The sequence below is a fragment of the Micromonospora sp. R311 genome, assembly GCF_056780015.1.
This window is the reverse complement of record NZ_JBSWCE010000023.1, coordinates 112,357-132,902: the sequence shown is the minus strand read 5'-3', so window position 1 is coordinate 132,902 and position 20,546 is coordinate 112,357. Positions and strand designations below refer to the sequence as shown.

23 protein-coding genes are annotated in these 20,546 nt (G+C 74.5%); 10 read left to right on the top strand and 13 right to left on the bottom strand.

From position 1 onward, the window contains the following. Window positions 1-581: 581 nt before the first annotated feature. Window positions 582-2,210 (top strand): alkaline phosphatase D family protein, encoded by a 1,629-nt coding sequence (locus AC1WTP_RS20650; RefSeq protein WP_481650900.1) that lies wholly within the window; start codon window positions 582-584, stop codon window positions 2,208-2,210. A gap of 74 nt (window positions 2,211-2,284) precedes the next feature. Here AC1WTP_RS20650 and AC1WTP_RS20645 read toward each other — a convergent pair whose 3' ends face one another. Beyond that, window positions 2,285-2,983, bottom strand: coding sequence for a hypothetical protein (locus AC1WTP_RS20645; protein WP_447137633.1), 699 nt, complete (start codon window positions 2,981-2,983; stop codon window positions 2,285-2,287). 58 nt (window positions 2,984-3,041) lie between these two features. On the opposite strand from AC1WTP_RS20645, the gene AC1WTP_RS20640 reads away from it, so the two are divergent. Continuing rightward, window positions 3,042-3,182 (top strand): hypothetical protein, encoded by a 141-nt coding sequence (locus tag AC1WTP_RS20640; protein WP_481650899.1) that lies wholly within the window; start codon window positions 3,042-3,044, stop codon window positions 3,180-3,182. Window positions 3,183-3,342: 160 nt separating this feature from the next. Here AC1WTP_RS20640 and AC1WTP_RS20635 read toward each other — a convergent pair whose 3' ends face one another. After that, entirely contained in the window at window positions 3,343-4,455 is a 1,113-nt protein-coding gene (locus tag AC1WTP_RS20635) for a DUF3626 domain-containing protein (protein ID WP_481650898.1), read from the bottom strand. Between the two features lie 86 nt (window positions 4,456-4,541). Then, on the bottom strand, window positions 4,542-5,015 hold the full coding sequence (locus tag AC1WTP_RS20630) for a VOC family protein (RefSeq protein WP_481650897.1): 474 nt from the start codon (window positions 5,013-5,015) through the stop codon (window positions 4,542-4,544). A gap of 96 nt (window positions 5,016-5,111) precedes the next feature. On the opposite strand from AC1WTP_RS20630, the gene AC1WTP_RS20625 reads away from it, so the two are divergent. The 3 genes from AC1WTP_RS20625 to tsaA are packed head-to-tail and all read left to right on the top strand — an operon-like array spanning window position 5,112 to window position 6,594. Next, window positions 5,112-5,237: a hypothetical protein gene (locus AC1WTP_RS20625; RefSeq protein WP_481650896.1), complete on the top strand. Its 126-nt coding sequence runs from the start codon at window positions 5,112-5,114 to the stop codon at window positions 5,235-5,237. 17 nt (window positions 5,238-5,254) lie between these two features. Then, the gene (locus tag AC1WTP_RS20620; protein WP_481650895.1) at window positions 5,255-6,181 is read left to right on the top strand and encodes an anti-sigma factor RsbA family regulatory protein; all 927 of its coding nucleotides are present in this window, start codon (window positions 5,255-5,257) and stop codon (window positions 6,179-6,181) included. Beyond that, a complete protein-coding gene (gene tsaA, locus AC1WTP_RS20615; RefSeq protein WP_481650894.1) occupies window positions 6,178-6,594 on the top strand; it encodes a tRNA (N6-threonylcarbamoyladenosine(37)-N6)-methyltransferase TrmO in 417 nt (138 codons plus the stop codon). The genes AC1WTP_RS20620 and tsaA overlap by 4 nt, the downstream gene beginning before the upstream one ends. Before the next feature lie 13 nt (window positions 6,595-6,607). Here tsaA and AC1WTP_RS20610 read toward each other — a convergent pair whose 3' ends face one another. Together AC1WTP_RS20610 and AC1WTP_RS20605 are read right to left on the bottom strand one after the other, a co-directional pair. Beyond that, on the bottom strand, window positions 6,608-7,237 hold the full coding sequence (locus AC1WTP_RS20610; protein ID WP_481650893.1) for an MBL fold metallo-hydrolase: 630 nt from the start codon (window positions 7,235-7,237) through the stop codon (window positions 6,608-6,610). Then, on the bottom strand, window positions 7,237-8,322 hold the full coding sequence (locus AC1WTP_RS20605; protein ID WP_481650892.1) for an S-(hydroxymethyl)mycothiol dehydrogenase: 1,086 nt from the start codon (window positions 8,320-8,322) through the stop codon (window positions 7,237-7,239). Before AC1WTP_RS20605 ends, AC1WTP_RS20610 begins: the two co-directional genes overlap by 1 nt. Before the next feature lie 201 nt (window positions 8,323-8,523). Between AC1WTP_RS20605 and AC1WTP_RS20600 the strand changes: the two genes are divergently transcribed. After that, a complete protein-coding gene (locus tag AC1WTP_RS20600) occupies window positions 8,524-8,943 on the top strand; it encodes a hypothetical protein (protein WP_481650891.1) in 420 nt (139 codons plus the stop codon). A 53-nt stretch (window positions 8,944-8,996) separates the two neighbouring features. On the opposite strand, the gene AC1WTP_RS20595 is transcribed toward AC1WTP_RS20600, so the two are convergent. The 3 genes from AC1WTP_RS20595 to AC1WTP_RS20585 form a co-directional block, all read right to left on the bottom strand. After that, a complete protein-coding gene (locus tag AC1WTP_RS20595) occupies window positions 8,997-10,298 on the bottom strand; it encodes an MFS transporter (protein ID WP_481650890.1) in 1,302 nt (433 codons plus the stop codon). Beyond that, on the bottom strand, window positions 10,295-10,957 hold the full coding sequence (locus AC1WTP_RS20590) for a GntR family transcriptional regulator (RefSeq protein WP_481650889.1): 663 nt from the start codon (window positions 10,955-10,957) through the stop codon (window positions 10,295-10,297). Before AC1WTP_RS20590 ends, AC1WTP_RS20595 begins: the two co-directional genes overlap by 4 nt. Window positions 10,958-11,026: 69 nt before the next feature. Beyond that, window positions 11,027-12,127, bottom strand: a complete 1,101-nt coding sequence (locus AC1WTP_RS20585; RefSeq protein WP_481650888.1) for a CapA family protein — start codon at window positions 12,125-12,127, stop codon at window positions 11,027-11,029. 71 nt (window positions 12,128-12,198) lie between these two features. Between AC1WTP_RS20585 and AC1WTP_RS20580 the strand changes: the two genes are divergently transcribed. After that, window positions 12,199-13,092, top strand: coding sequence for a glycosyltransferase family 2 protein (locus tag AC1WTP_RS20580; RefSeq protein WP_481650887.1), 894 nt, complete (start codon window positions 12,199-12,201; stop codon window positions 13,090-13,092). A 116-nt stretch (window positions 13,093-13,208) separates the two neighbouring features. Next, window positions 13,209-14,387, top strand: coding sequence for a low temperature requirement protein A (locus AC1WTP_RS20575; RefSeq protein WP_481650886.1), 1,179 nt, complete (start codon window positions 13,209-13,211; stop codon window positions 14,385-14,387). Here the strand turns inward: AC1WTP_RS20575 and AC1WTP_RS20570 are convergent. The 3 genes from AC1WTP_RS20570 to AC1WTP_RS20560 are packed head-to-tail and all read right to left on the bottom strand — an operon-like array spanning window position 14,296 to window position 17,634. Next, window positions 14,296-15,192, bottom strand: coding sequence for an alpha/beta fold hydrolase (locus AC1WTP_RS20570; protein WP_481650885.1), 897 nt, complete (start codon window positions 15,190-15,192; stop codon window positions 14,296-14,298). The two genes, AC1WTP_RS20575 and AC1WTP_RS20570, sit on opposite strands and share 92 nt — an antisense overlap. Further along, window positions 15,189-16,142, bottom strand: coding sequence for an SDR family NAD(P)-dependent oxidoreductase (locus AC1WTP_RS20565; protein WP_481650884.1), 954 nt, complete (start codon window positions 16,140-16,142; stop codon window positions 15,189-15,191). Before AC1WTP_RS20565 ends, AC1WTP_RS20570 begins: the two co-directional genes overlap by 4 nt. Next, entirely contained in the window at window positions 16,135-17,634 is a 1,500-nt protein-coding gene (locus AC1WTP_RS20560; protein ID WP_481650883.1) for a flavin-containing monooxygenase, read from the bottom strand. Before AC1WTP_RS20560 ends, AC1WTP_RS20565 begins: the two co-directional genes overlap by 8 nt. A 114-nt stretch (window positions 17,635-17,748) precedes the next feature. Here AC1WTP_RS20560 and AC1WTP_RS20555 point away from each other — a divergent pair, with 114 nt between their 5' ends. Next, window positions 17,749-18,411 carry a TetR/AcrR family transcriptional regulator gene (locus tag AC1WTP_RS20555; protein ID WP_481650882.1) on the top strand — a complete coding sequence of 221 codons (663 nt, stop codon included), beginning with the start codon at window positions 17,749-17,751 and terminating at the stop codon, window positions 18,409-18,411. Window positions 18,412-18,487: 76 nt separating this feature from the next. On the opposite strand, the gene AC1WTP_RS20550 is transcribed toward AC1WTP_RS20555, so the two are convergent. After that, a complete protein-coding gene (locus AC1WTP_RS20550) occupies window positions 18,488-19,123 on the bottom strand; it encodes a GyrI-like domain-containing protein (RefSeq protein ID WP_481650881.1) in 636 nt (211 codons plus the stop codon). Then, window positions 19,107-19,640: a PadR family transcriptional regulator gene (locus tag AC1WTP_RS20545; protein WP_481650880.1), complete on the bottom strand. Its 534-nt coding sequence runs from the start codon at window positions 19,638-19,640 to the stop codon at window positions 19,107-19,109. Before AC1WTP_RS20545 ends, AC1WTP_RS20550 begins: the two co-directional genes overlap by 17 nt. Window positions 19,641-19,894: 254 nt before the next feature. Between AC1WTP_RS20545 and AC1WTP_RS20540 the strand changes: the two genes are divergently transcribed. Further along, on the top strand, window positions 19,895-20,545 hold the full coding sequence (locus AC1WTP_RS20540; protein WP_481650879.1) for a flavin reductase family protein: 651 nt from the start codon (window positions 19,895-19,897) through the stop codon (window positions 20,543-20,545). Window position 20,546: the final 1 nt, after the last annotated feature.

Genomic DNA, 20,546 nt, shown 5'->3' with positions numbered 1-20,546 from the left:
AGGTATCACCACCAAGAGACACCATGCCAACCCGCGACGACACGCCCACCCGACGACGCCGACCCGAAGTAGAACCCGGCCCCAACGCTGCGCCCACCCCGGCAGGCCACCGCCGCCACACCGATCGACCCCACGGGCACACCTTCGAACCGGTGGGCACACCTTCGACCCCGATGGGCACCGAGTCGATCTCGCCCCGACGGCCGGCAGCCGGCGCAAGAATCAAGCCTGACCGCCCGGAACCGGGAACGGCGGGCCACACGCCCAACCGCGACCAGCACGATCCCTGCACGGCCACCCCCAACCGCAACCAACACGCGGCCCGGCAGGGCCACCCCAACCGCAACCCACTGGCCCGGCACGGCCACACCCCAACCCCAACCGGCCACAGACCCGGCACGGGCGCACGGCGCAAGCCCATGGGCCCCTTGTGGTCAGCCGTGACGCGCCACCACAATGGCCGGTCGCAATCAGGCCAAGCTGACCGGCGAGTAACAAACCAGCGACAAATATCAACCTTCGGCAAACACCCGCCCCCAGGGGCAGCCACCAACACATCGATGCCGGTAGAAACGTGAGGCATGACGAACACCCTCGACCGTCGTACCCTCCTGCGCATGGCCGGCGCATCCGCCGGCACGGCCGTGCTCGCCGGCGCCACCCTTGCCGGCAGCGGCCCGGCCCTCGCGGCCGACGGCGCGTTCCGGCACGGGGTCGCCTCCGGCGACCCACTGCCCGACGGGGTCCTGCTGTGGACCCGGCTGACCCCGACCGACGAGGCGCAACCCGGCTCCGGCGTCGGCCCGGACGTGGACGTGAGCTGGCAGGTGGCCACCGATCCCGACTTCGCGACGATCGCGGCCCAGGGGGCGCTGACCACCGGAGCGGCGCGCGACCACACGGTGAAGGTGGCGGTGACCGGTCTGGCTCCGGCCACCACCTACTGGTACCGCTTCGGGTACGGCGGCGGATGGTCGCCGACCGGGCGGACGATGACCGCGCCGGCGATCGACGCGGAGATCGACCGGCTCCGGTTCGGCGTGGTGTCCTGCGCCAACTGGGAGGCCGGCTACTTCGCGGCGTACCGGCACCTGGCGCGGCGCGGCGACCTCAACCTGGTGGTGCATCTGGGCGACTACCTCTACGAGTACGGCACCGGCCAGTTCAGCGCGGGCGGGACGGTGGTGCGCCCGGTGCGGCCGGCGCACGAGGTGCTCACGCTGGCGGACTACCGGATCCGGCACGCCCTCTACAAGGGTGACCCGGACCTGCAGGCGCTGCACGCGGCGGTGCCCTGGGTGATCACCTGGGACGACCACGAGGTGGCCAACGACCAGTGGTCCGGCGGGGCGGAGAACCACACCCCCGGCGTCGAGGGGGACTTCGCCGACCGGCTGGCGGCGGCGCGACAGGCGTACCTGGAGTGGATGCCGGTGCGCACCGGCGCGGACGGGGCGATCTACCGGCGGCTGCGCTTCGGCCGGCTCGCCGAGCTGTCCATGCTGGACCTGCGTACGTACCGGTCGCGGCAGGCGTCCGGGACCGCCGTGGACGACCCGGCGCGGACGATCACCGGGGACGCGCAGATGGCGTGGCTGAAGAGCGGCCTGGCCGCCTCGACCGTGCGCTGGAAGCTGGTCGGGAACCCGGTCATGATGGCCCGGCTGGACGTGGGGGCGCTGCCCGCCTGGCTGCTCGGCCCGCTCGGGGAGTTGCTCGGCATTCCGCGCAACGGCGCGGCGCTCAACGTCGACCAGTGGGACGGCTACAACGCCGACCGCGACGAACTGGTCGACCACCTGCGCGCGGCCGGAACCCGCGACGTCGTCTTCCTCACCGGCGACATCCACACCTCGTGGGCGAACGAGGTGACCACCAGCGCCACCGGCCCGTACGCCCCGGCCGCCGCCGAGTTCGTGGTGCCCTCGGTGACCAGCGACAACGTCAACGACTTCCTGGACCTGCCGGCCGGCAACCCGCTCAGCGCTCTCGGCGCCGGGCTGGTCCGCGCCACCAACCCGCACGTGCGCTGGGCCGAGCTGGACGGGCACGGCTACGGGGTGCTGGAGGTGACCCGGCAGCGCTGCCGGATGGACTGGTACCACCTGGCCGACCGCACCCGGCCGGGCACCGGGAGCCGGTGGGTGGCCGGCTGGTCGGTCGGTGCCGGCTCGGCGCGACTGCGCCGGGAGGGCGCGCCGCTGCCGTGACCACGACGGAATGAACCCGTGACACGCGAACCGGCCGGCCCCCGTGCGGGGACCGGCCGGTCGTCATGCGGTTGTCACCAGAGCTGCGCGACGATGTCCGCCGCCTGCTCCTCCCACTGCGCGTACGCGAACGGGTAGGCCGAGACCTGCACCGTCTGCGCCGCGGCGGTCAGCGGCAGGTCCTGCCAGCCGCCGACGTTCTTGAGCGCGGTGAAGAACGCCGTCGAGGCGTACTCCGGGTCGGTGATCTGCTCCGGCGAGCCCCAACCCGAGGACGGACGCTGCTGGAACAGGCCCTGCGAGTCGTGGTCGTTGTACGCGCCCAGGTGGCCGAGGTTGTAGAGCTTCGACTCCTGCAGCGACGTCGCGATGCCGATTACCGCGCCACGCTCCCCCACGCCGGTCTTCTTGGCCACGTCGATGATGGCCCGGGCGTTGGCGAGCTGCGCGTCGTCCAGCGGGATGCGCGACTGGGCACCCTCCACGCCGTGCGGGATCAGCTCCTCGCGGGTGGGCTTCTCGGCGGCCGGCTTGACCGTGGTGCCGCCGGTGGTCAGTGCGGACTCCGACGTCCGGTCGGTCTTGGCCCGGCCGGTGGCCTTCTCGATCGCCGCCACGGCGCCCTCGTGCGGGCCCGTGGTGATCGGCGCCGCCGCGGCGGTCGGCGCGAGCGCCAGGCCGCCCAGGGCGGCCACACCGACCACGCTCAGCGCGGTCTTGCGGTACGAGTCCTTCGCGATGGCCGGGAGCCATCGAGTGAAGTCGACCTTCACGATGGTTGCCCTTTCGATCGTGAAGCGCTCCGGGTGAGCACCTCTCGGGGGATCTCCGGTGCCGGAGAAGAGGCCGGAGAAGAGGTTTGCGCTCCGGCGGTTCTGGGGACACAACCAGCTTCACGTGTCGGTCATTCCGGAAATGGTGCCGACCGTCGAGGCTGCGATCCGGATCACCGACACCGGGGCGAGAACCTGACCGGGACGGCCGCCTCCGGCACAGACCGGACGAAACAACCAGCGAACTCGGGCTGACCATGCCGGGCCCGACCAGCACAAAGCGGATGAATCGGGCGCGCGATGCGCCAGGGGTCAGGACGGGCCGCAGGGCGCAAACGGGTACGGGCGAACCGGCCGGCTCAGTCGGCGTACGGGGTACCGAACCGGACCAGGACGTGCCAGAGCTGCTTGAGGTGCTGCAGGGTGACCTCGGTCGGACCGCGGTCCGCCCACCGGGCCGGATCGGTGACCACGGAGGCCGCCGCGCGGCCGATCAGCGCCGCGTCGACCGGTTCGCCCGGCCGGGCGAACTCGGCGTGCACCCGGGCCGCCAGCGGTGGGATGGCCGGCCCCCGGAACTCCGGGTCGATCCCGTCGACGGGCAGCGCGAAGCCCCGGTGCCACCACAGCGCGAAGCCGTGCCGGCGGGCGATCGCGGCGAGGGTCGCGCCGGCCTCGGTGCCCTGGAAGGACGGGTCGACGACCACCGCCTCGACGTCCCGGGCGAGGTCCAGGTCGCCGTGGACCTGCGCCTCGATGTAGTCGTCCAGGGCGCGGCCGGCGGCGCCGGGCGACCAGGCGACGTCCTCCCGGCGGCGCAGCAGCTCCCGCACCAGCGCGAGGGTGTCCATGCCCGGTCGGCCGAGGCTGACCCCGGTGCCCTCGGTCGCCGCGATCAGGGCGGCCAACACCGGCTCGAACACGTCGACGGTGCCGAGGTCGCGGGGGCCGAGGTGGCTGTCGCCGAAGCAGAACGTGGCCCGGGACAGCACCTCGGGACGCAGCCGCAGGTGGCACGAGCCGAACCGGGGGCAGGCGCCGTCCGGGTGGTCGAGCAGGTTGAGCCCGCCGTACTTGGGCCGGTCGGCGGGGCGTACGCCCGGGGTCTGGTAGGCGCCGCCGAACAGCGACTCCTCCCAGCGGTCCCGGTCACCGCCCGGGTACGCGGTCAGCCCGCCGTTGGAGATCCCGGTCTCGAACTGGCTGCGGTAGGTCCCCTCGGCGGCGAGCGCCTCGACCACCGTACGGCCGTCGGCGAGCAGCCGGTCCGGGTGGAAGTTGAGGGTCAGCCGGCCGTGCCGGCCGATCGCGGCGATCAGCTGCTCGGGCTGGTGGGTGACGCCCGATCCGGCCAGCGCGCGGCCGATGGCGGCCAGCGCGGCGGGTCGGTCGCGCAGCGCCACCGTGCGGACGTGCCGCAGCGCCCCGTGCTGCGCGGGGGTGAGCGCGGCCGGATCGACGACGGGGTGCATGCGGCAGATCATCTCCGCGCCACCCGGCCCGGCGCTACCCGGTTTTCGCCACGCTCCGGCATCAGGCCCGGGCCGACCCGCCCGGGTCACTCCGCGCGCGGGCGCTCGGTGCCGAACCCGTCGAGGGTCGTCCGCTCGTCGGCGTCGAGGAGCTCCTGGAAGAGGGTGATCTGCAGCCCGGCGGGGGCGTCCAGGCGGGAGTTGAGGGAGTGCCACGGCGTCACCGTCGGCGGGGCGATCTCGGTGGCGCCGGCGGCGACCAGCCGGTCGGTGGCCGCCCGGCCGTCGTCCACCTCGAACGCCACCCGGATCTTCGGGGCGACCTGCCGCCCCACCTCCACCTCGTCGATCATCCGCTTCTGCGCCGGGTTGGCGATCTCCAGGGTGGCCCGGCCGGCGTCGAGGATCACCACCCGCGCGTCGCCCTCGCCGGAGAACGCGGCCTGCTCGGGCAGGCCCAGCGCGTCGCGGAAGAACGCCACCGCCGCGGCGTAGTCCTCCGCCTCCACCACCAGGCGGAGCTGGCGTACGGCGGGCGGGCGGGCGTCATCGGCGGCCATACCCGGGCAGCCTACCCACCTGCTCAGCAGGTCGGCCGTCAGGTGGCCGTCGGGGCGACGCTACAGTTGGGGACGCGCCGACCGGGAGGCGATGACGTGACTGCTGCCGTGGTGGTCGACCAGGTGTTCCTGGGCGACCACGTCTGCTTGGCGTACGACGGGTCCGCGGGCCACGACGCCCCCCGCCGGCACGCCCTGGCGCAGCCGTGGCAGGCGGCGTGACGGTGTCGGGTCAAGCGGTGCCGTCCGCCGGCGCCTTCGTGCACGAGGGGCTCTTCTACCAAAGCGCCGACGACCTGCTGGCCGGCACCGTCCCGTTCGTCGAGGACGGGCTGGCAGCCGGGGAGCCGGTGCTGGTCGCCATGCCCGGCGCCAACCTGCGGCTGGTCCGCGCGGCGGTCGGCGCCGCGGCGCAGGCGCGCTGGGCGGACATGACCGAGGCCGGCCGCAATCCGGGCCGGATCATCCCGTGGGTGCTGCAGGCGTTCGCCGACGAGCACGCGGGCCGGCGGGTACGGATCATCGGCGAGCCGATCTGGGCCGGCCGCACCGACACCGAATACCCGGCCTGCGCCCAGCACGAGGCGATGATCAACGCCGCGTTCGCCGGCCGGGACGCGACCATCCTCTGCCCCTACGACGCGGGCGCGCTCGACGGCGTGGTGCTGGCCGACGCGTGCGCCACCCACCCGGTGCTGGTGGACCGGACGGGACGGCGGCCCAGCTCGGGTTACGCCCCGGCGCACGTGGTGGACCGCTACAACACACCGCTGCCCGTCCCCGCCGGGCCGGTCGCGGAGCTGGCCTACCAGGTCGACATGCTCTCCGCCGTACGCCGGTTCGTCGCCGGCCACGCCGAGGCCGCGGGGCTGGCCGAGGACCGGGTGGCGGATCTGCAGATCGCGGTCACCGAGCTGGCGACGAACAGCGTCGCGCACGGCGGAGGTGGCGGCGTGCTGCGGGTCTGGCGGACCCCGGAGCACCTGGTCTGCGAGATCCGGGACGACGGCTGGCTGACCGACCCGCTGGCCGGGCGGCTGACCCCCGCGGCGGACGGCATCGGTGGGCGCGGGCTGGTCATCGTGCACGCGCTCTGCGACCTGGTCCGGGTGCACACCTCCCCCGCCGGCACGGCGGTCCGCCTGCACATGCGGATGACGACATGACCGACGAGGCCTTCCGGCTGCGGCCGGTCGGACGGGTCGCCTCGCCGCTGACCGACGCGGCGACCGCGCCGCGGCAGGGCGACGAGGGCGCGCCGGAGGCGTACCTGGACTTCACGCCGGAGGTCGCGGCGGCCCTGCGCGACCTGCGGGCCGGCGCGGAGGTGCTGGTCCTGACCTGGCTGGACCGGGCCAGCCGGGACGTGCTGACCGTGCACCCGCGCGGCGAGGCGTCCCGGCCGGAGACCGGGGTGTTCAGCACCCGGTCGCCGCACCGGCCGAACCCGATCGGGCTGCACCGGGTGCGGGTGCTCGCGGTGGACGGGCTGCGCCTGCGGGTCGCCGACCTGGAGGCGCTGGACGGCACGCCGGTACTGGACGTCAAGCCGGTGCTCGGCCCACCCGACGAGCGCTGAGGGCCCGGCCGGGTCAGTGGCCGCGGGCGAGCCACTCGTCGAGGTGCGGCGCCTCCGCGCCGACGGTGGTGCTCCCGCCGTGGCCGGTGTGCACGACCGTCTCCGGGGGCAGGGTCAGCAGCCGGCTCCGGATGGAGTCGATGATCGTGCCGAAGTCGCTGTACGAGCGGCCGGTGGCGCCCGGGCCGCCGGCGAAGAGGGTGTCCCCGGTGAACACCACGCCGAGGGCCGGAGCGTGGAAACTGCACGCGCCGGGGCTGTGCCCGGGCGTGTGCAGCACGGTCAGCGCGGCGCCGGCCACCTCGACGGTGGCGCCGTCGCGCAGCGTCCCGCCGGGGGGCTCGTCCGGGTGCACCTGGTCCCAGAGCACCCGGTCGGCGGGGTGCAGCAGCACCGGCGCCCCGGTGGCCCGGGCCAGCGCCGGGGCCACCCGGACGTGGTCGTCGTGGGCGTGGGTGGCGAGGATCGCCCGGACCCGCCGGCCGCCGACGACGGCCAGGATGGCGTCCACGTCGTGCGGGGCGTCGACGACGACGCACTCGGCGTCGTCACCGACCACCCAGACGTTGTTGTCCACGTCGAAGGTCTGCCCGTCGAGGGAGAAGGTGCCGGCGGTGACGGTGTGATCGATCCGAGCGGCCATCAGAAGACCACCACCGACCGGAGCACGTCGCCGCGGTGCATCCGGCCGAACGCCTCCTCCACCTGGTCGAGCGCGATCTCCTCGGTGACGAAGGCGTCGAGGTCGAGGCGACCCTGCAGGTAGAGCGCGGTGAGCATGGGGAAGTCGCGGCTGGGCAGGCAGTCGCCGTACCAGCTGGACTTGAGGGCGCCGCCGCGGCCGAAGACGTCCAGCAGCGGGACCTCGACGGTCATCTCGGGCCTCGGCACGCCGACCAGCACGACGGTGCCGGCGAGGTCCCGGGCGTAGAACGCCTGCTTCCAGGTCTCCGGCCGGCCGACCGCCTCGATCACCACGTCGGCGCCGAAACCGCCGGTGGCGGCCCGGATCGCCTCGACCGGATCCTCGCCGGACGCGTCCACGGTGTGGGTCGCGCCGAACCGGCGGGCCCACTCCAGCTTCCGCGCGTCGGTGTCCACCGCGATGATCGTCGTCGCGCCGGCCAGCGTCGCGCCGGCGATCGCCGCGTCGCCGACCCCGCCGCAGCCGATCACCGCCACCGAGTCGCCGCGGGTCACCCCGCCGGTGTTCATCGCCGCGCCGAGGCCGGCCATCACCCCGCAGCCCAGCAACCCCACCGCGGCCGGGCGGGCGGCCGGGTCGACCTTCGTGCACTGGCCGGCGTGCACCAGGGTCTTCTCGGCGAACGCGCCGATGCCGAGGGCGGGGGCCAGTTCGGTGCCGTCGGCGAGGGTCATCTTCCGGGCCGCGTTGTGGGTGGCGAAGCAGTACCAGGGCCGGCCGCGACGGCAGGCCCGGCAGACGCCGCAGACGGCCCGCCAGTTGAGCACGACGAAGTCGCCCGGGGCGACGGAATCGACGCCGGCGCCGACCTCCTCCACGATGCCGGCCGCCTCGTGGCCGAGCAGGAACGGGTAGTCGTCGGTGATGCCGCCCTCGCGGTAGTGCAGGTCGGTGTGGCAGACCCCGCAGGACAGCACCCGTACGACCGCCTCACCGGGCCCCGGATCGGGGACCACGATCGTGGTCACCTCGACCGGCGCGCCCTTGCTGCGGGAGATGACTCCCCGGACCTGCTGGCTCACGGTCTCCTCCTGCTCCGCGGCGCGGCGCGCCGCCGTCCGTCCGGCTCCGGCGCCGCCGGGGGTACGGCGACACCGGTCGATCAGCACCCTCGGCCGAAACTACCGCCGATCACCACCGCCGGCCCAGAGCCGGGCGGCGGTTATCCCCGGCGCTGTCCGGGTAGGCGGGGGCACGATTCGGCCGTCGGACGGGAGTGGGCCATGAAGGTGAGCCATCTGCCACTACGCGTGAGCATCGGCGCGTTCGTCCTCAATTCCGGGCTCAGCAAGCGGACGCTGGAGGGCGAGGCGGCGCAGGGCCTGCACGGGATGGCCGTGGGCGCCATCCCGCAGCTCAAGCAGTTCCCGCCGGACCGGTTCGCCCGGCTCCTGTCGGGCGCCGAGATCGCCCTGGGGGCCGCCCTGCTCGCGCCGTTCGTGCCGTCGGCGCTGGCCGGCCTCGGGCTGGCCGCCTTCGCCGCCGGCCTGGCCCAGCTCTACGTCAAGACGCCGGGGATGCGCGAGCAGGGCAGCCTGCGCCCCACCCAGCAGGGCATCGGCTTCGCCAAGGACCTCTGGCTGCTCGGTGCCGGCCTCACCCTGGTGCTGGACGGCCTCACCCTCCGCCGCCGGGGCCACTGACCGGTGCCGCGCCCCTGTCCGGCGGCGGCCGGTCGACGCGCCGCGCGCCCCGCTCAGGACGGCGTCGGCGCGGGGTCGGCGACCGGCGACCGCTCGGCGGCGAGCCGACGGCGGGCGGCGTTGCGGTAGCGGAGCACCTGCACCGCGCCGAGCGCCCAGAGCAGGTACTGCACCGCGAAGGCCCACCGGAAGGCGGTCAGGTCGGGGGTGGCCCGGCCGGCCGGGGTGGCCAGGTCGAGCACCACCCCCACGGCCAGCACCAGCGTGATCGAGGCGACGAAGCCGCCGACGTTCACCAGCCCGGTGGCGCTGCCGATCCGGCTGACCGGGTTGAAGGAGCGCGCGTAGTCGAAGCCGATCAGCGACCCGGGGCCGTTGACCGCCAGCACCAGCACCAGCGCGACCAGCAGCCAGCGCGGCGCCGGGCCGGGCCAGGCGAGCACCACCGCCCAGACCGCCGCGGTGCCGGCGGTGATCGCGAAGACCAGCACCGACCGGTGGAACGGGTGTCGGGCGCACAGGTGCGCGATCACCGGCCCGCACACCAGCATGCCGAGGGTCATCAGGGTCAGCAGCGACGCGGCGGCGGTCGGGCTGAGCCCCTGCCCCTGCACCAGGAACGGGTAGCCCCAGAGCAGGGCGAACACCGCGCCGGAGAACTGGGTGACGAAGTGCGTCCAGAGCCCGAGGCGGGTGCCCGGCTGCGCCCACGCGGCGGCGAGTTCCCGGCGCACCGCGGCGAGGCCGGACCGGGAGCGGGCGGTCACCTCGCGGTGCGGGGTGTCCCGGACCGCGGCGACGACCATCAGCAGCACCGTCGCGCCGAGCCCGGCCGCGACCAGGAAGGCCGGGGTCCAGCCGGCCCGGTGCAGCAGCGCCACCAGCGGTACGGCGCCGAGGATGGCGCCCAGCTGGCCCAGGGTGCCGGTCAGCTGGGTCAGCATGGGATAGCGCCGGTCCGGGAACCAGAACGCCACGATCCGCAGCACGCTGATGAAGGTCATCGCGTCGCCCAGCCCGACCAGCACCCGGCCGGTGACGGCCAGACCCACGTCGGTGGCGAGGGCGAAGCAGAGCTGGCCGGCGACCATCAGGGCGCCGCCGGCGATCAGCAGCCGGCGGGAGCCGTACCGGTCGAGCAGCACGCCGACCGGCACCTGCATCACCGCGTACACGGCGAGCTGGGCGACCGAGAAGGTGGCCAGCGTGCTGGCGTTGATGTCGAACCGGTGCGCGGCGTCGACCCCGGCGACCCCGAGCGAGCTGCGGTGGAACACCGCCGCGAGGTACGCGCTCAGCGCGACGCCCCAGACCAGCCAGCCGGAACGGCGGCCCGCTCCCGGCGCGGCGGTCACCGCAGCGTCCGCAGCGCGGCGGCCGCGTTGTCGATGTGCGCGGCGACCGTGCCGAGCCAGCGCTGCGGGTCGTCGCCGTCGAGGGCGGCGAGCTGGGCGGCGTGTTCGGTCAGCGCCGCCTCGGCCCAGCCGGGCGAGAGCCGGAAGGTCGCCTCGCCCATCCGCAGCTGGCGGTCCCGCAGCCGCTGGTACAGCTCGGCCAGGATCTCGTTGCCGGCGGCGTCCACCACCGTGGCGTGGAAGGCGCGGTCGGCGGCCATCAGGGCGGTGAGGTCGCCGGCGGCGTGCGCGGCGCGCATCTCGGCCAGCCGGGCGGCGAGGTCGGCCCGCAGCGCCGCCCGGCGGGGCCAGACCCGCTCGGCGGCGTGCAGCTCGACCAGCCGGCGGGCCTCGATGACGTCGGTGATCTCCCGGGCGGAGACGGGCCGGATCAACGCGCCCCGCTTCGGGTAGAGCCGGACCAGGCCCTCGGCCTCCAGCCGCAGCAGCGCCTCCCGCACCGGGGTGCGGGAGACGCCGGTGGCCTCGGCGATCTCCCCCTCGCTGACCAGCTGCCCGCCCGGGTAGACCTGCTCCAGGATGGACCGCTTCAGGTGCAGGTAGGCCCGTTCGGCGGCCGACGGGACGCTCGTCCGGGCCGGCGCGGAGGGATGCGTCATGTATCTATGATCCGGCCGGTCACGGCCGGCGCCGGGCCGGGTGCCCGGGACGTGGCACGCGCCACCCGGTCAGCTGTGGCTCAGGGTGAGCAGCCCGTCGGCGTCGACGTCGAACCGGGTGCCGAGCCGGCCGAGCAGGTCGGCGAGCCAGCCCGCCTCGGCGGGCGTCGCCGGCTCCAGCCGCATCCGCCGGATCCGCACCGGGGCCGCCCGCAGGCCGCGCAGCCGGCCGGTCTGCGGGTCGAGGGCGGGCAGCCAGAGCAGCCGCAGCTCCGGCCGGTACGCCTCCTGCCCGCCGATCCCCTCGTAGTCGTCGATCAGGTCCCCGCAGCCGTAGAGGATCGGCCGGTCCCGGTATACCTCCACCGGCCGGACGTTGTGCGACGAGTGCCCGTGCAGCACGTCGACCCCGGCGTCGACGAGGCGGTGGGCGAACGCCACGTGCTCGGCCGGCACCTCGTACCCCCAGTTGCCGCCCCAGTGCACGGAGACCAGCACCCGGTCCCCCGGCCCGGCCGCGGCGGCGATCCGCTCCGCCACGAGGTCCGCGGTGACCGCCGAGACCTCCGGCAGGTACGCCACCCCCGGCCGGTCGGCACCGGCCGCCCACTGCGGCGGCACGCCGCTGGACGGGGCAGCCACCGAGAAGACCAGCAGCCGGCGCCCGGCGCCGAGGTCCACCCGGGCGGGCGCCCACGCCGCCGCCGCGTCCCGGCCGGCGCCGGCGGTGGCGATGCCCGCCCCGGCCAGCGCGTCCAGGGTGTCGGTGAGCCCCACCGGCCCGAAGTCGAGCATGTGGTTGTTGGCCAGCGCGCACACGTCCAGCCGGGCGGCGGTCAGGCACGGCACGTTGTCCGGGTGCATCCGGTAGTGCACGGCCTTGCCCTGGGCGTGCCCGCCCCGCCCGGTCACCGCCGTCTCCAGGTTGACGATCCGCGCGGCCGGCCGCAGCCCGTCCAGCAGCGGCAGGGCGGCGCCCCAGGGCCACTCCGGCGGCACCGGGCGGGGAATCGGTCCGTTGACCGACTCGGCCAACCCGACGTACTCGTCGGCGTCGCGGACCGCCCGCTCGCGCAGGTCGGCCGGGCCGGGCCGGGGCAGGACGCGGTCCACGCCCCGGCCGGTCATCACGTCCCCGGCGAGGAAGAGGGTCACCGCGTCGTCGGGCATCCGCCCGAATCCCCCGCACCCGCCGGGTCGAAACGGCGTGGCCGGGCGCCGACCGGGGTACCAGGGCCGCCATGACCGATGTGACCGTCGTGGTGGCCACCCGCAACCGCCGCCGCCAGCTGCTGGCGACGCTGGCCCGGCACACCGCACCCGTGATCGTGGTGGACAACGGCTCCGACGACGGCACTCCGGCGGCGGTGGCGCACGCCTTTCCGAACGTGCGGGTGGTGCGGCTGGACGCGAACGCCGGCGCCGCGGCGGCCCGCAACATCGGGGTGGCGCTCGCCCGCACCCCGTTCGTGGCGTTCGCCGACGACGACTCGTGGTGGGCGCCGGGCGCGCTGGACCGCGCGGCGCGGTTGCTGCGCGGGTACCCGCGCACCGGGCTGCTGACCGGGCAGGTGCGGGTGGGCCCGCAGGACCGGCTCGACCCGGTGTCGGCGGCGATGGCGCGTGCCCCGCTGGGCGTCCCGCCGGGCGCGCCGGGCCCGGCGGTGCTGGGCTTCCTGGCCTGCGCGGTGGTGCTGCGCCGCGAGGCGTTCCGGCAGGTCGGCGGCTTCGCCGAACCGCTGGGCACGTACGGCGAGGAGGCGCTGCTGGCGATGGACCTGGCCGCGGCCGGGTGGCGGCTGGCGTACGCCGAGGACCTGGTGGTGCACCATCACCCGCTGCCGGCGGGGCGGGACCGCCGGGCCCGGCGCCGCGCCGAGGCGCGCAACCGGCTGCTCACCGCGACCCTGCGCCGCCCCGCCGGGATGGTGCTGCGCGCCGTGGCCGAGGCGGTGCGGGACCCGGCCGGGCGGGGCGGGCTGCTCGACGCGGGCCGCGAGCTGCGGTGGGCGCTGCGGCGGCGGCGCCGGTTGCCGGCGCAGGTGGAGGCCGCCCTGCGCACCCTGGAGCGGCTGGACGCCGAAACCCCGACCGCGCCGCACCAGCCGCTGCCGGCGGTGGTCGCCGCGGACTGAGCCGGCCCGAACGCACGCCCGCGCGCCCGCGTGGCGGCTCCGCCGAACCCGGCTCGGTGCGGCGGGTGACCTGCCTATGGTGAAGCCGTCCGGCCGGATGGCGCGAGGAGAGCCCGGTGGCCACGAACGGGGGGCTGCGGCCGTGGTACCGGCCGATGACCGCGCGCGACCGCGGTGAGGAGCACCGCGCCGCGACGCCGCTGGAACTCTTCTTCGACCTCTGCTTCGTGGTGGCCGTCGCGCAGGCGGCGACGAACCTGCACCACGACGTGGCGGAGAACCAGGTCGGGCACGCCGTGCGCAGCTACCTGATGGTGTTCTTCGCCATCTGGTGGGCGTGGATGAACTTCACCTGGTTCGCCTCCGCCTACGACACCGACGACGACGTCTACCGGATCACCACCCTGGTGCAGATCGCGGGCGCGCTGATCCTGGCCGCGGGCGTGCCCCGCGCGTTCACCGAGGGCGACTTCGTCACCATCACCTACGGATACGTGGTGATGCGGCTGGCCGTGGTGGCGCAGTGGCTGCGGGCGGCGTCCGGCGATCCCGGTCACCGGGCCGCGGACACCCGGTACGCGGTCGGGGTGACCCTGGTGCAGCTCGGCTGGCTGGTCCGGCTGCTGCTGCCGGACGACTGGCGGATCTGGACGTTCCTGGTGCTGGCCCTGGCCGACCTGCTGGTGCCGGCGGTGGCCGAGCGGCCGGGGATGACCACCTGGCACCCGCGGCACATCGCCGAGCGGTACGGGCTGTTCACCCTGATCGTGCTCGGCGAGGTGGTGCTCGCGGTGTCGGTGGCCGTGCAGACCGGGGTGGACGCCGGCGAGCGGGGACTCTGGTCGCTGGCGGTGGCCGGCATGGTGATCGTGTTCGCGCTCTGGTGGCTCTACTTCGACCGGGAGATCGAGGTGCCGGCGCGGCTGCCCGGCTCGATCGCCTGGGGGTACGGCCACTACCTGGTGTTCGCGGCGGTCGCCGCGGTCGGCGCCGGGCTGTGGGTGGCGGTGGACCACCACCGGCACCTGGCACACGTCAGCGACCTGGTGGTCGGTCACGCCGTGGCCGTCCCGACGGCCGGCTACCTGCTCACCGTCTGGGTGCTGCGGGTGCTGCGCCACCAGCCCGGGGTGGTGGCGGCGGCCTTCCCGGTGACCGCGCTGCTGGTGTTGGCCACCCCCTGGGCGGCGGGGCCGGTCTACCTCATCGCGGTGCTGCTGTTCGCGCTGGTGGCGGTGACGGTGCTGGCTCGGCAGCGGGAGCCGCGGTCCAGAAGTCGACCAGCAGCCGGCTGAACTCCTCGGCGCACTCGATCTGCGGCATGTGCCCGCAGTCGGTGAAGAGGTGGGTGCGGGCGCGGGGCAGCCGGGTGCGGGCGGCGTCCAGGTGGGCCGCCGGCAGGATCAGGTCCCGGTCGCCCCAGACGATCAGGGTGGGCACGTCGAGGTTGGCCAGCTCGGTGAGCAGCGCCTCCCGCCACTGCGGGCTGACCCCCCGGAAGCTGCCCAGGCTGTGCGCGGTCTCCAGCATCACCCGGGCGACGTGCGGCTGGCGGGCCACCTCGAGGGCGTACGCGACGCGCTCGGCGGTGGCGAACGCCGGGTCGTGGAAGAGGGCCCGCTCGGTGCGCCGGGCGGAGACCCGGCTGGGCCGCAGCAGCAGCCGCCCCAGCGGGCGCAGCGCGAGCAGCCGCAGCATCATGGTCACCTCGCGGCCGAAACCGGCGCTGTTGACCAGCGCGAGGCTGGCCACCCGGGCCGGCTCGGCGACGGCCAGCTGCATGGCGATCGCGCCACCGAGGGAGTTGCCGACCACGTGCGCCGGCGCCTCGACGCCGACCGTGTCGAGGTAGCGGCCGACGAACCGGGCCAGCGCCGGCAACGTGTACGGCTCGGCCATCGGCAGCGAGCCGCCGTAGCCGGGCAGGTCGACACTGTGCACCCGGTACCGGTCGGCGAGCAGCTCGTGCTGCTCGGTGAAGTCGCGCAGGCTCCGGCCGATGCCGTGCAGCAGCAGCACCGGCGGGCCGTCGCCGTCGACCCGGTGGCGCACCCGTCGCCCGTCGACGGTGACGTGCCGGGGGCCGGCCGCCGCGCTCACGCCCGGTCCCCCGCCCGGTCGGCGGTCCTGCCGTCCGGCCGAGCCGTCGACGGCGGCGAAGCGGCCGACGGGTCGGGTTGCCGCTGGGCGGGGACGGTGCTGGCCCGGCGGGCCGGGTCGGCGGCCGCGCGGGCCAGCCCCAGGGCGAGCACCCGGCCGTACGACGCCGGGGCGACCCGGGCCAGCACGTCGGGCAGCTTCGCCGACCAGCCGATCAGCACCCGGCCGCGGCGCCGCCGCACCCCGCGCAGGATGATCTCGGCGGCCCTGGCCGGGTCGATGGAGAGCAGCTTCTCGAACTGCTTGCGGCCGGCCTCGTACTCCTCGACGGAGACGCCGCTGCCGATCCGGGCGCTCTGCGCGATCCGGGTGCGGATGCCGCCCGGATGCACCGAGGTCACCCCGATGCCGTCGTCGGCCAGTTCGTGGCGCAGCGCCTCGGTGAAGCCGCGTACGGCGAACTTGCTCGCCGCGTAGGCGGCCTGCCCGGCCGGGGCGATCAGGCCGAAGAGGCTGGAGACGTTGACCAGGTGCGCGCCGGGCTCGGCCTTGAGCGCGGGCAGCAGGGCGTGGGTCAGCTGCACCACGGCGCGGAAGTTGATGTCGATGACCCAGGTGAACTCCTCCAGGGTCACCTGGTCGAACCGGCCGCCCAGCGCCACGCCCGCGTTGTTGACCAGCAGCCGGATCGCGGGGTGGCGCCGGCGGACCTCCTCGGCCACCCGGGCGGTGGCCGCCGCGTCGGCGAGGTCGACCACGTAGCTGGTCAGCTGCCGGTCGGGGTGCGCGGCGCGGATCGCGGCCACCACGGCGGCGAGCCGCTCGGCGTCGCGGTCGAGCAGCACGAGGTCGCTGCCACGGCGGGCGAGCCCGTGCGCCAGGGCCTCCCCGATGCCGCTGGCGGCGCCGGTGACGACGGCCGTGCCCGTGGTGAAGTCGAAGCTACGCACCGGCGGTGCTCCTTTCCGGGGTGCTGGACCGGTCGGCGGCGGCGCGGGAGAAGCGCACGCCGGCGTCGGTGAGCCGGCCGTGCCGCATCAGCAGCACGTCGCGCGGGTAGTTCTGGTGCAGCCGCCACGGCGCCGAGGCGCCCTGCTTGGGCAGCGCGTCTACGCTGCGCAGCACGTAGCCGGACTTGAGGTCGATGATCGGCTCCAGCGCGCCGTCGCGGGGCGCGAGCGGGGTGACGATCTGCTGGCCGGTGCGGTCGAGGTGGTGCAGCAGCCGGCAGACGTACGTGGCGACCAGGTCGGCCTTCAGCGTCCAGGAGGCGTTGGTGTAGCCGATGGTCATCGCGAAGTTGGGCACCCCGGAGAGCATCATGCCCTTGTAGGCGACCGTGCTCGGCAGGTCGACGTCGGCCCCGTCCACGGTCAGCGTCATCCCGCCGAGGGCGAGCAGGTTCAGCCCGGTGGCGGTGACCACGATGTCGGCCGGCAGTTCCTCGCCGGAGGCGAGCCGGACGCCCCGCGGGGTGAACGTGTCGATGGTGTCGGTGACCACCGAGGCCCGGCCCTGTTCCAGGGCGGTGAAGAGGTCGCCGTCGGGCACCACGCAGAGCCGCTGGTCCCACGGGTCGTAGCGGGGCGAGAAGTGCCGGTCGATGTCGTAGCCGGCCGGCAGCCGGCCCTTGGCGGCCCGCCGGAGCAGCTTGCGCATCAGCGTGGGGGCGCGCCGGTTGAGCTGGAAGTTGGCCGTGGTGAGCAGCACGTTCTTCCACCGCACCACCGGATACGCGGCCTTCGCCGGCAGCCAGCGGCGCAGCGCGTCGGCGACCACGTCGCGCGAGGGCAGCGCGATGACGTACGTGGGCGAGCGCTGGAGCATGGTGACGTGCCCGGCCCGCTCGGCCATCGCCGGCACCAGGGTCACCGCCGTCGCGCCGCTGCCGATCACCACCACCCGCTTACCGGTGTGGTCGAGGTCGGCGGGCCAGTGCTGCGGGTGCACGATCCGCCCGGCGAACGTCTCCGCGCCGGGCAGGTCGGGGGTGTAGCCGGCGTCGTAGCGGTAGTAGCCGGAGCAGGTGTGCAGGAACGAGCAGGTGAGCACCACGTCCTCGGCGGTGTCGTCGCGGCGGGCGTGCACCGTCCAGCGGGCGGTCGCGCTGTCCCACTCGGCGCGGACGACCCGGTGGTGGAAGCGGATGTGCCCGGTGACGCCGTACTCGTCGGCGGTCTCGCGGACGTAGTCGCGGATGGCGTCGCCGTCGGCGATCGCCTTCGGGTCGGTCCACGGCTTGAACGAGTAGCCGAGGGTGAACATGTCGGAGTCGGACCGGACGCCGGGGTAGCGGAACAGGTCCCAGGTGCCACCGATCGCGTCCCGGGCCTCCAGGAGCGCGTACGTCTTGTCCGGGCAGGTGCGCCGCAGGTGGCAGGCGGCGCCGATGCCGGAGAGGCCGGCACCGACGATGAGCACGTCGACGTGGTCGGAGGCCATGTCATCTCCCGATCCGAGGCGGTGACCCCGGACACTATCCACCGCCGTCGACGCCCGTCAACACCCTGTCGAGTCCAATCGACACAGTGTCGATCCGGTGTAGAGTCTGCGGTCATGACGACCGCCCGTACGGCCACCGGGACCGCGACCCCGCGCGGACGCCGCGCGGCCCGCTCCTCCGGCGACGAGCGCGAGGCGGCCATCCTGGCCACCGCCGAGCGGCTGCTGCACGGCCGGGCCTTCGCCGACATCTCCATCGACGACCTGGCCCGCGGCGCCGGCATCTCCCGGCCCACCTTCTACTTCTACTTCCCGTCGAAGGACGCGGTGCTGCTGACGCTGCTGGACCGGGTCACCGAGGAGGCCGAGGCGACCTGCGGCGACGCGCTGGTCCGGCTGGCCGAGGACCCGCGGGCCCGGTGGCGGGAGCTGATCGCCCGGTTCCACGAGACGTTCGGCGCGCACCGCGCGGTGGTGCTGGCCTGCGCCCAGGTGCGCGGCACCAACGCCGAGGTGCGCCGGCTCTGGGCCGCGGTGCTGGAGCGCTGGGTGCAGGCCATCGAGACCGCGATCGAGGCGGAACGGCGGCGCGGCGCCGCCCCGGACGGGCTGCCCGCCCGCGACCTCGCCATCGCGCTGAACTCGATGAACGAGCGCGTCTGGTACGCCACCTTCGCCGGCGACGGGCCGGCGGTGGCCGAGCGGGACGTGGTCGACGTGCTGCTCGACGTCTGGCTGGCGGCCATCTACCGCAGCACCACTCCCCCGCCGGCCTGAACCCCCGCCCGTACCGTGATCGTCTGATCCAGGACAGGGCGGACACGGGTCGGCAGCCCTGCTGGGCGTCAGACGATCATCCGTCGGCTTCCCGGGCATCACGGGTGACCGGTTGCCGGAGGATGGTGCGGAGCTTCTCGGGGGCGACCCTGCGAGCGTCGCTGAGGTAGATCTCGTGGTGCCTGCCGACCATCCGGAGCCCGTTGCCGGGGATGAACTCGTGGTGCATCCGGGCCAGCGCGCCGGCCTCGTCGTCGTAGGAGCCGACATGCAGGGTCTGCACGCAGCGCCCCTCGGACAGCGAGCCGAGACGAACGTCGGGCAGGCGCCGGGGGCGGTCCTTGGCCGCGACCTGTCCGACGGCGTCGGCGAACATGTCCTGGTCGATCCAGTCCGGGACCATGATCATCAAAGTCCAGTCCCACCGGGCCTTGTCGCGGGACGCCGTGAACGCGGCCATGTCGTCAGCCCACCACAGACCTTCCAGGGGCATGACGACGTAGTCGCGTCCGAGGGTTCGCTTGCTGGCGAACTTCAGCTTGTAGGCCAGCGGGTACAGCGCCTCGGCCGCCTCGGTGAAGGCCCGGGTGTTGGGATCGCCGTGCCCGTCGATCATGAGATACCGCAGGTCGGGCACATCCACGATCTGGAACTGACCTTGTCTCGCGCGGTAGGCGTCGATCTCCCGCTTGAAGTCAATCTTGTCCGTCATCGGGCACCTGGGCTCGCGCCGCGAGCCACGACCTTTCTGCCTCCAGGAGGCTCAGTGAGTAGGAGAAGACCTCGCGCGCCGGCAGTGCGAGGGGGGCCTGCGCCGACTCGGCGTTCCTGATGGCGGCGATCCGGGCGTCGACCTGGGCGAGTCGGTCGCGGAGCGCGCGCGCGTACTCCCCCTCGGAGAGCAGGGACAGGTTCGCCACGCCCACGAGCAGGGGGTGCGGGACCGGGCGCAGCTCTGCGATGAGCGCGAGCGCGCTGCGGGCGGCGGCCTCCCGCCCCGAGGCGGTGGCATGGAAGACGCGCCGGGACTTCGCCGCCGCCGGCGCGTCGGGAGCGTGGATGAGCCCGCGATTCTCCAGCTTGCCGAGGAGGTAGTAGATCGACGAGAACCCGATCTCGGTCCACTGCCGGATCCCGCGGCGCTCGATGACCTGCTCCAGGTCGTAGCCGTGCCGAGGGCACTCGACGATCAGCCCGAGGACGACCACTTCGGACGGCGTGAGCTCCACGCACCTATTCTAGTACTAGAATAGCGGTCCGCAAGCACCGCCAGCAGAGCCTGCGAGACGCCGCAAGCACCAAGGGAACGACCACCGACACCGGCCGGCAACGCCGACCAGGCTCCCGGCGGTTGCCGACGCTGGCGGGAGCCCCGGTGGTCGAACGCGATGTCCGATCGCCGCCAGCAACGCCCGGCCGGTGCGGCGCAGAGTCGACGGCGGTGGCGCGACGTCCGGTCGCGCCCGCGACGGAAGGCGTACGGATGCACGTGGTTCCCGGTCTGAAGGTGCTCTACTTCGGCACACCGGTGGTGCTGGTCAGCTCGGTCAACCCGGACGGCACGGCGAACCTCGCCCCGATGTCGTCGGCGTGGTGGCTGGGGCAGCACGCCATGCTCGGCCTCGGCGACAGCGGCCGGACCACCGCCAACCTGCGGCGCGAACGGGAGTGCGTGCTCAACCTGCCGTCGGCGGCGATGGTCGACGCGGTCGACCGGATCGCGCTCACCACCGGCCGGCCGGACGTGCCGGAGCACAAGGTGCGCCAGGGCTACCGCTACGAGCCGGACAAGTTCGCCCTGGCCGGGCTGACCGCGCAGCCGTCGGAGCTGGTCCGGGCACCCCGGGTGGCGGAGTGCCCGGTCCAGCTCGAGTGCCGGGTCGTCGCGACGCACCGCTTCGGCGGCACCTCGGCGCACGCCACCGCGTTCGAGGTGCAGGTGCTGCGCGCGTACGTCGAGGAGGATCTGATCATCCCCGGGACGAGCTACGTGGACCCGCTGCGCTGGGACCCGCTGATCATGAAGTTCTGCGAGTTCTTCGGCGGCGGGCAGAACGTGCACCCGTCCCGGCTCGCCGAGGGCTGGGAGATGCCGCATCGGCTGCGGCCGGAGTCGACGCCGGTGGCCGGGTGAG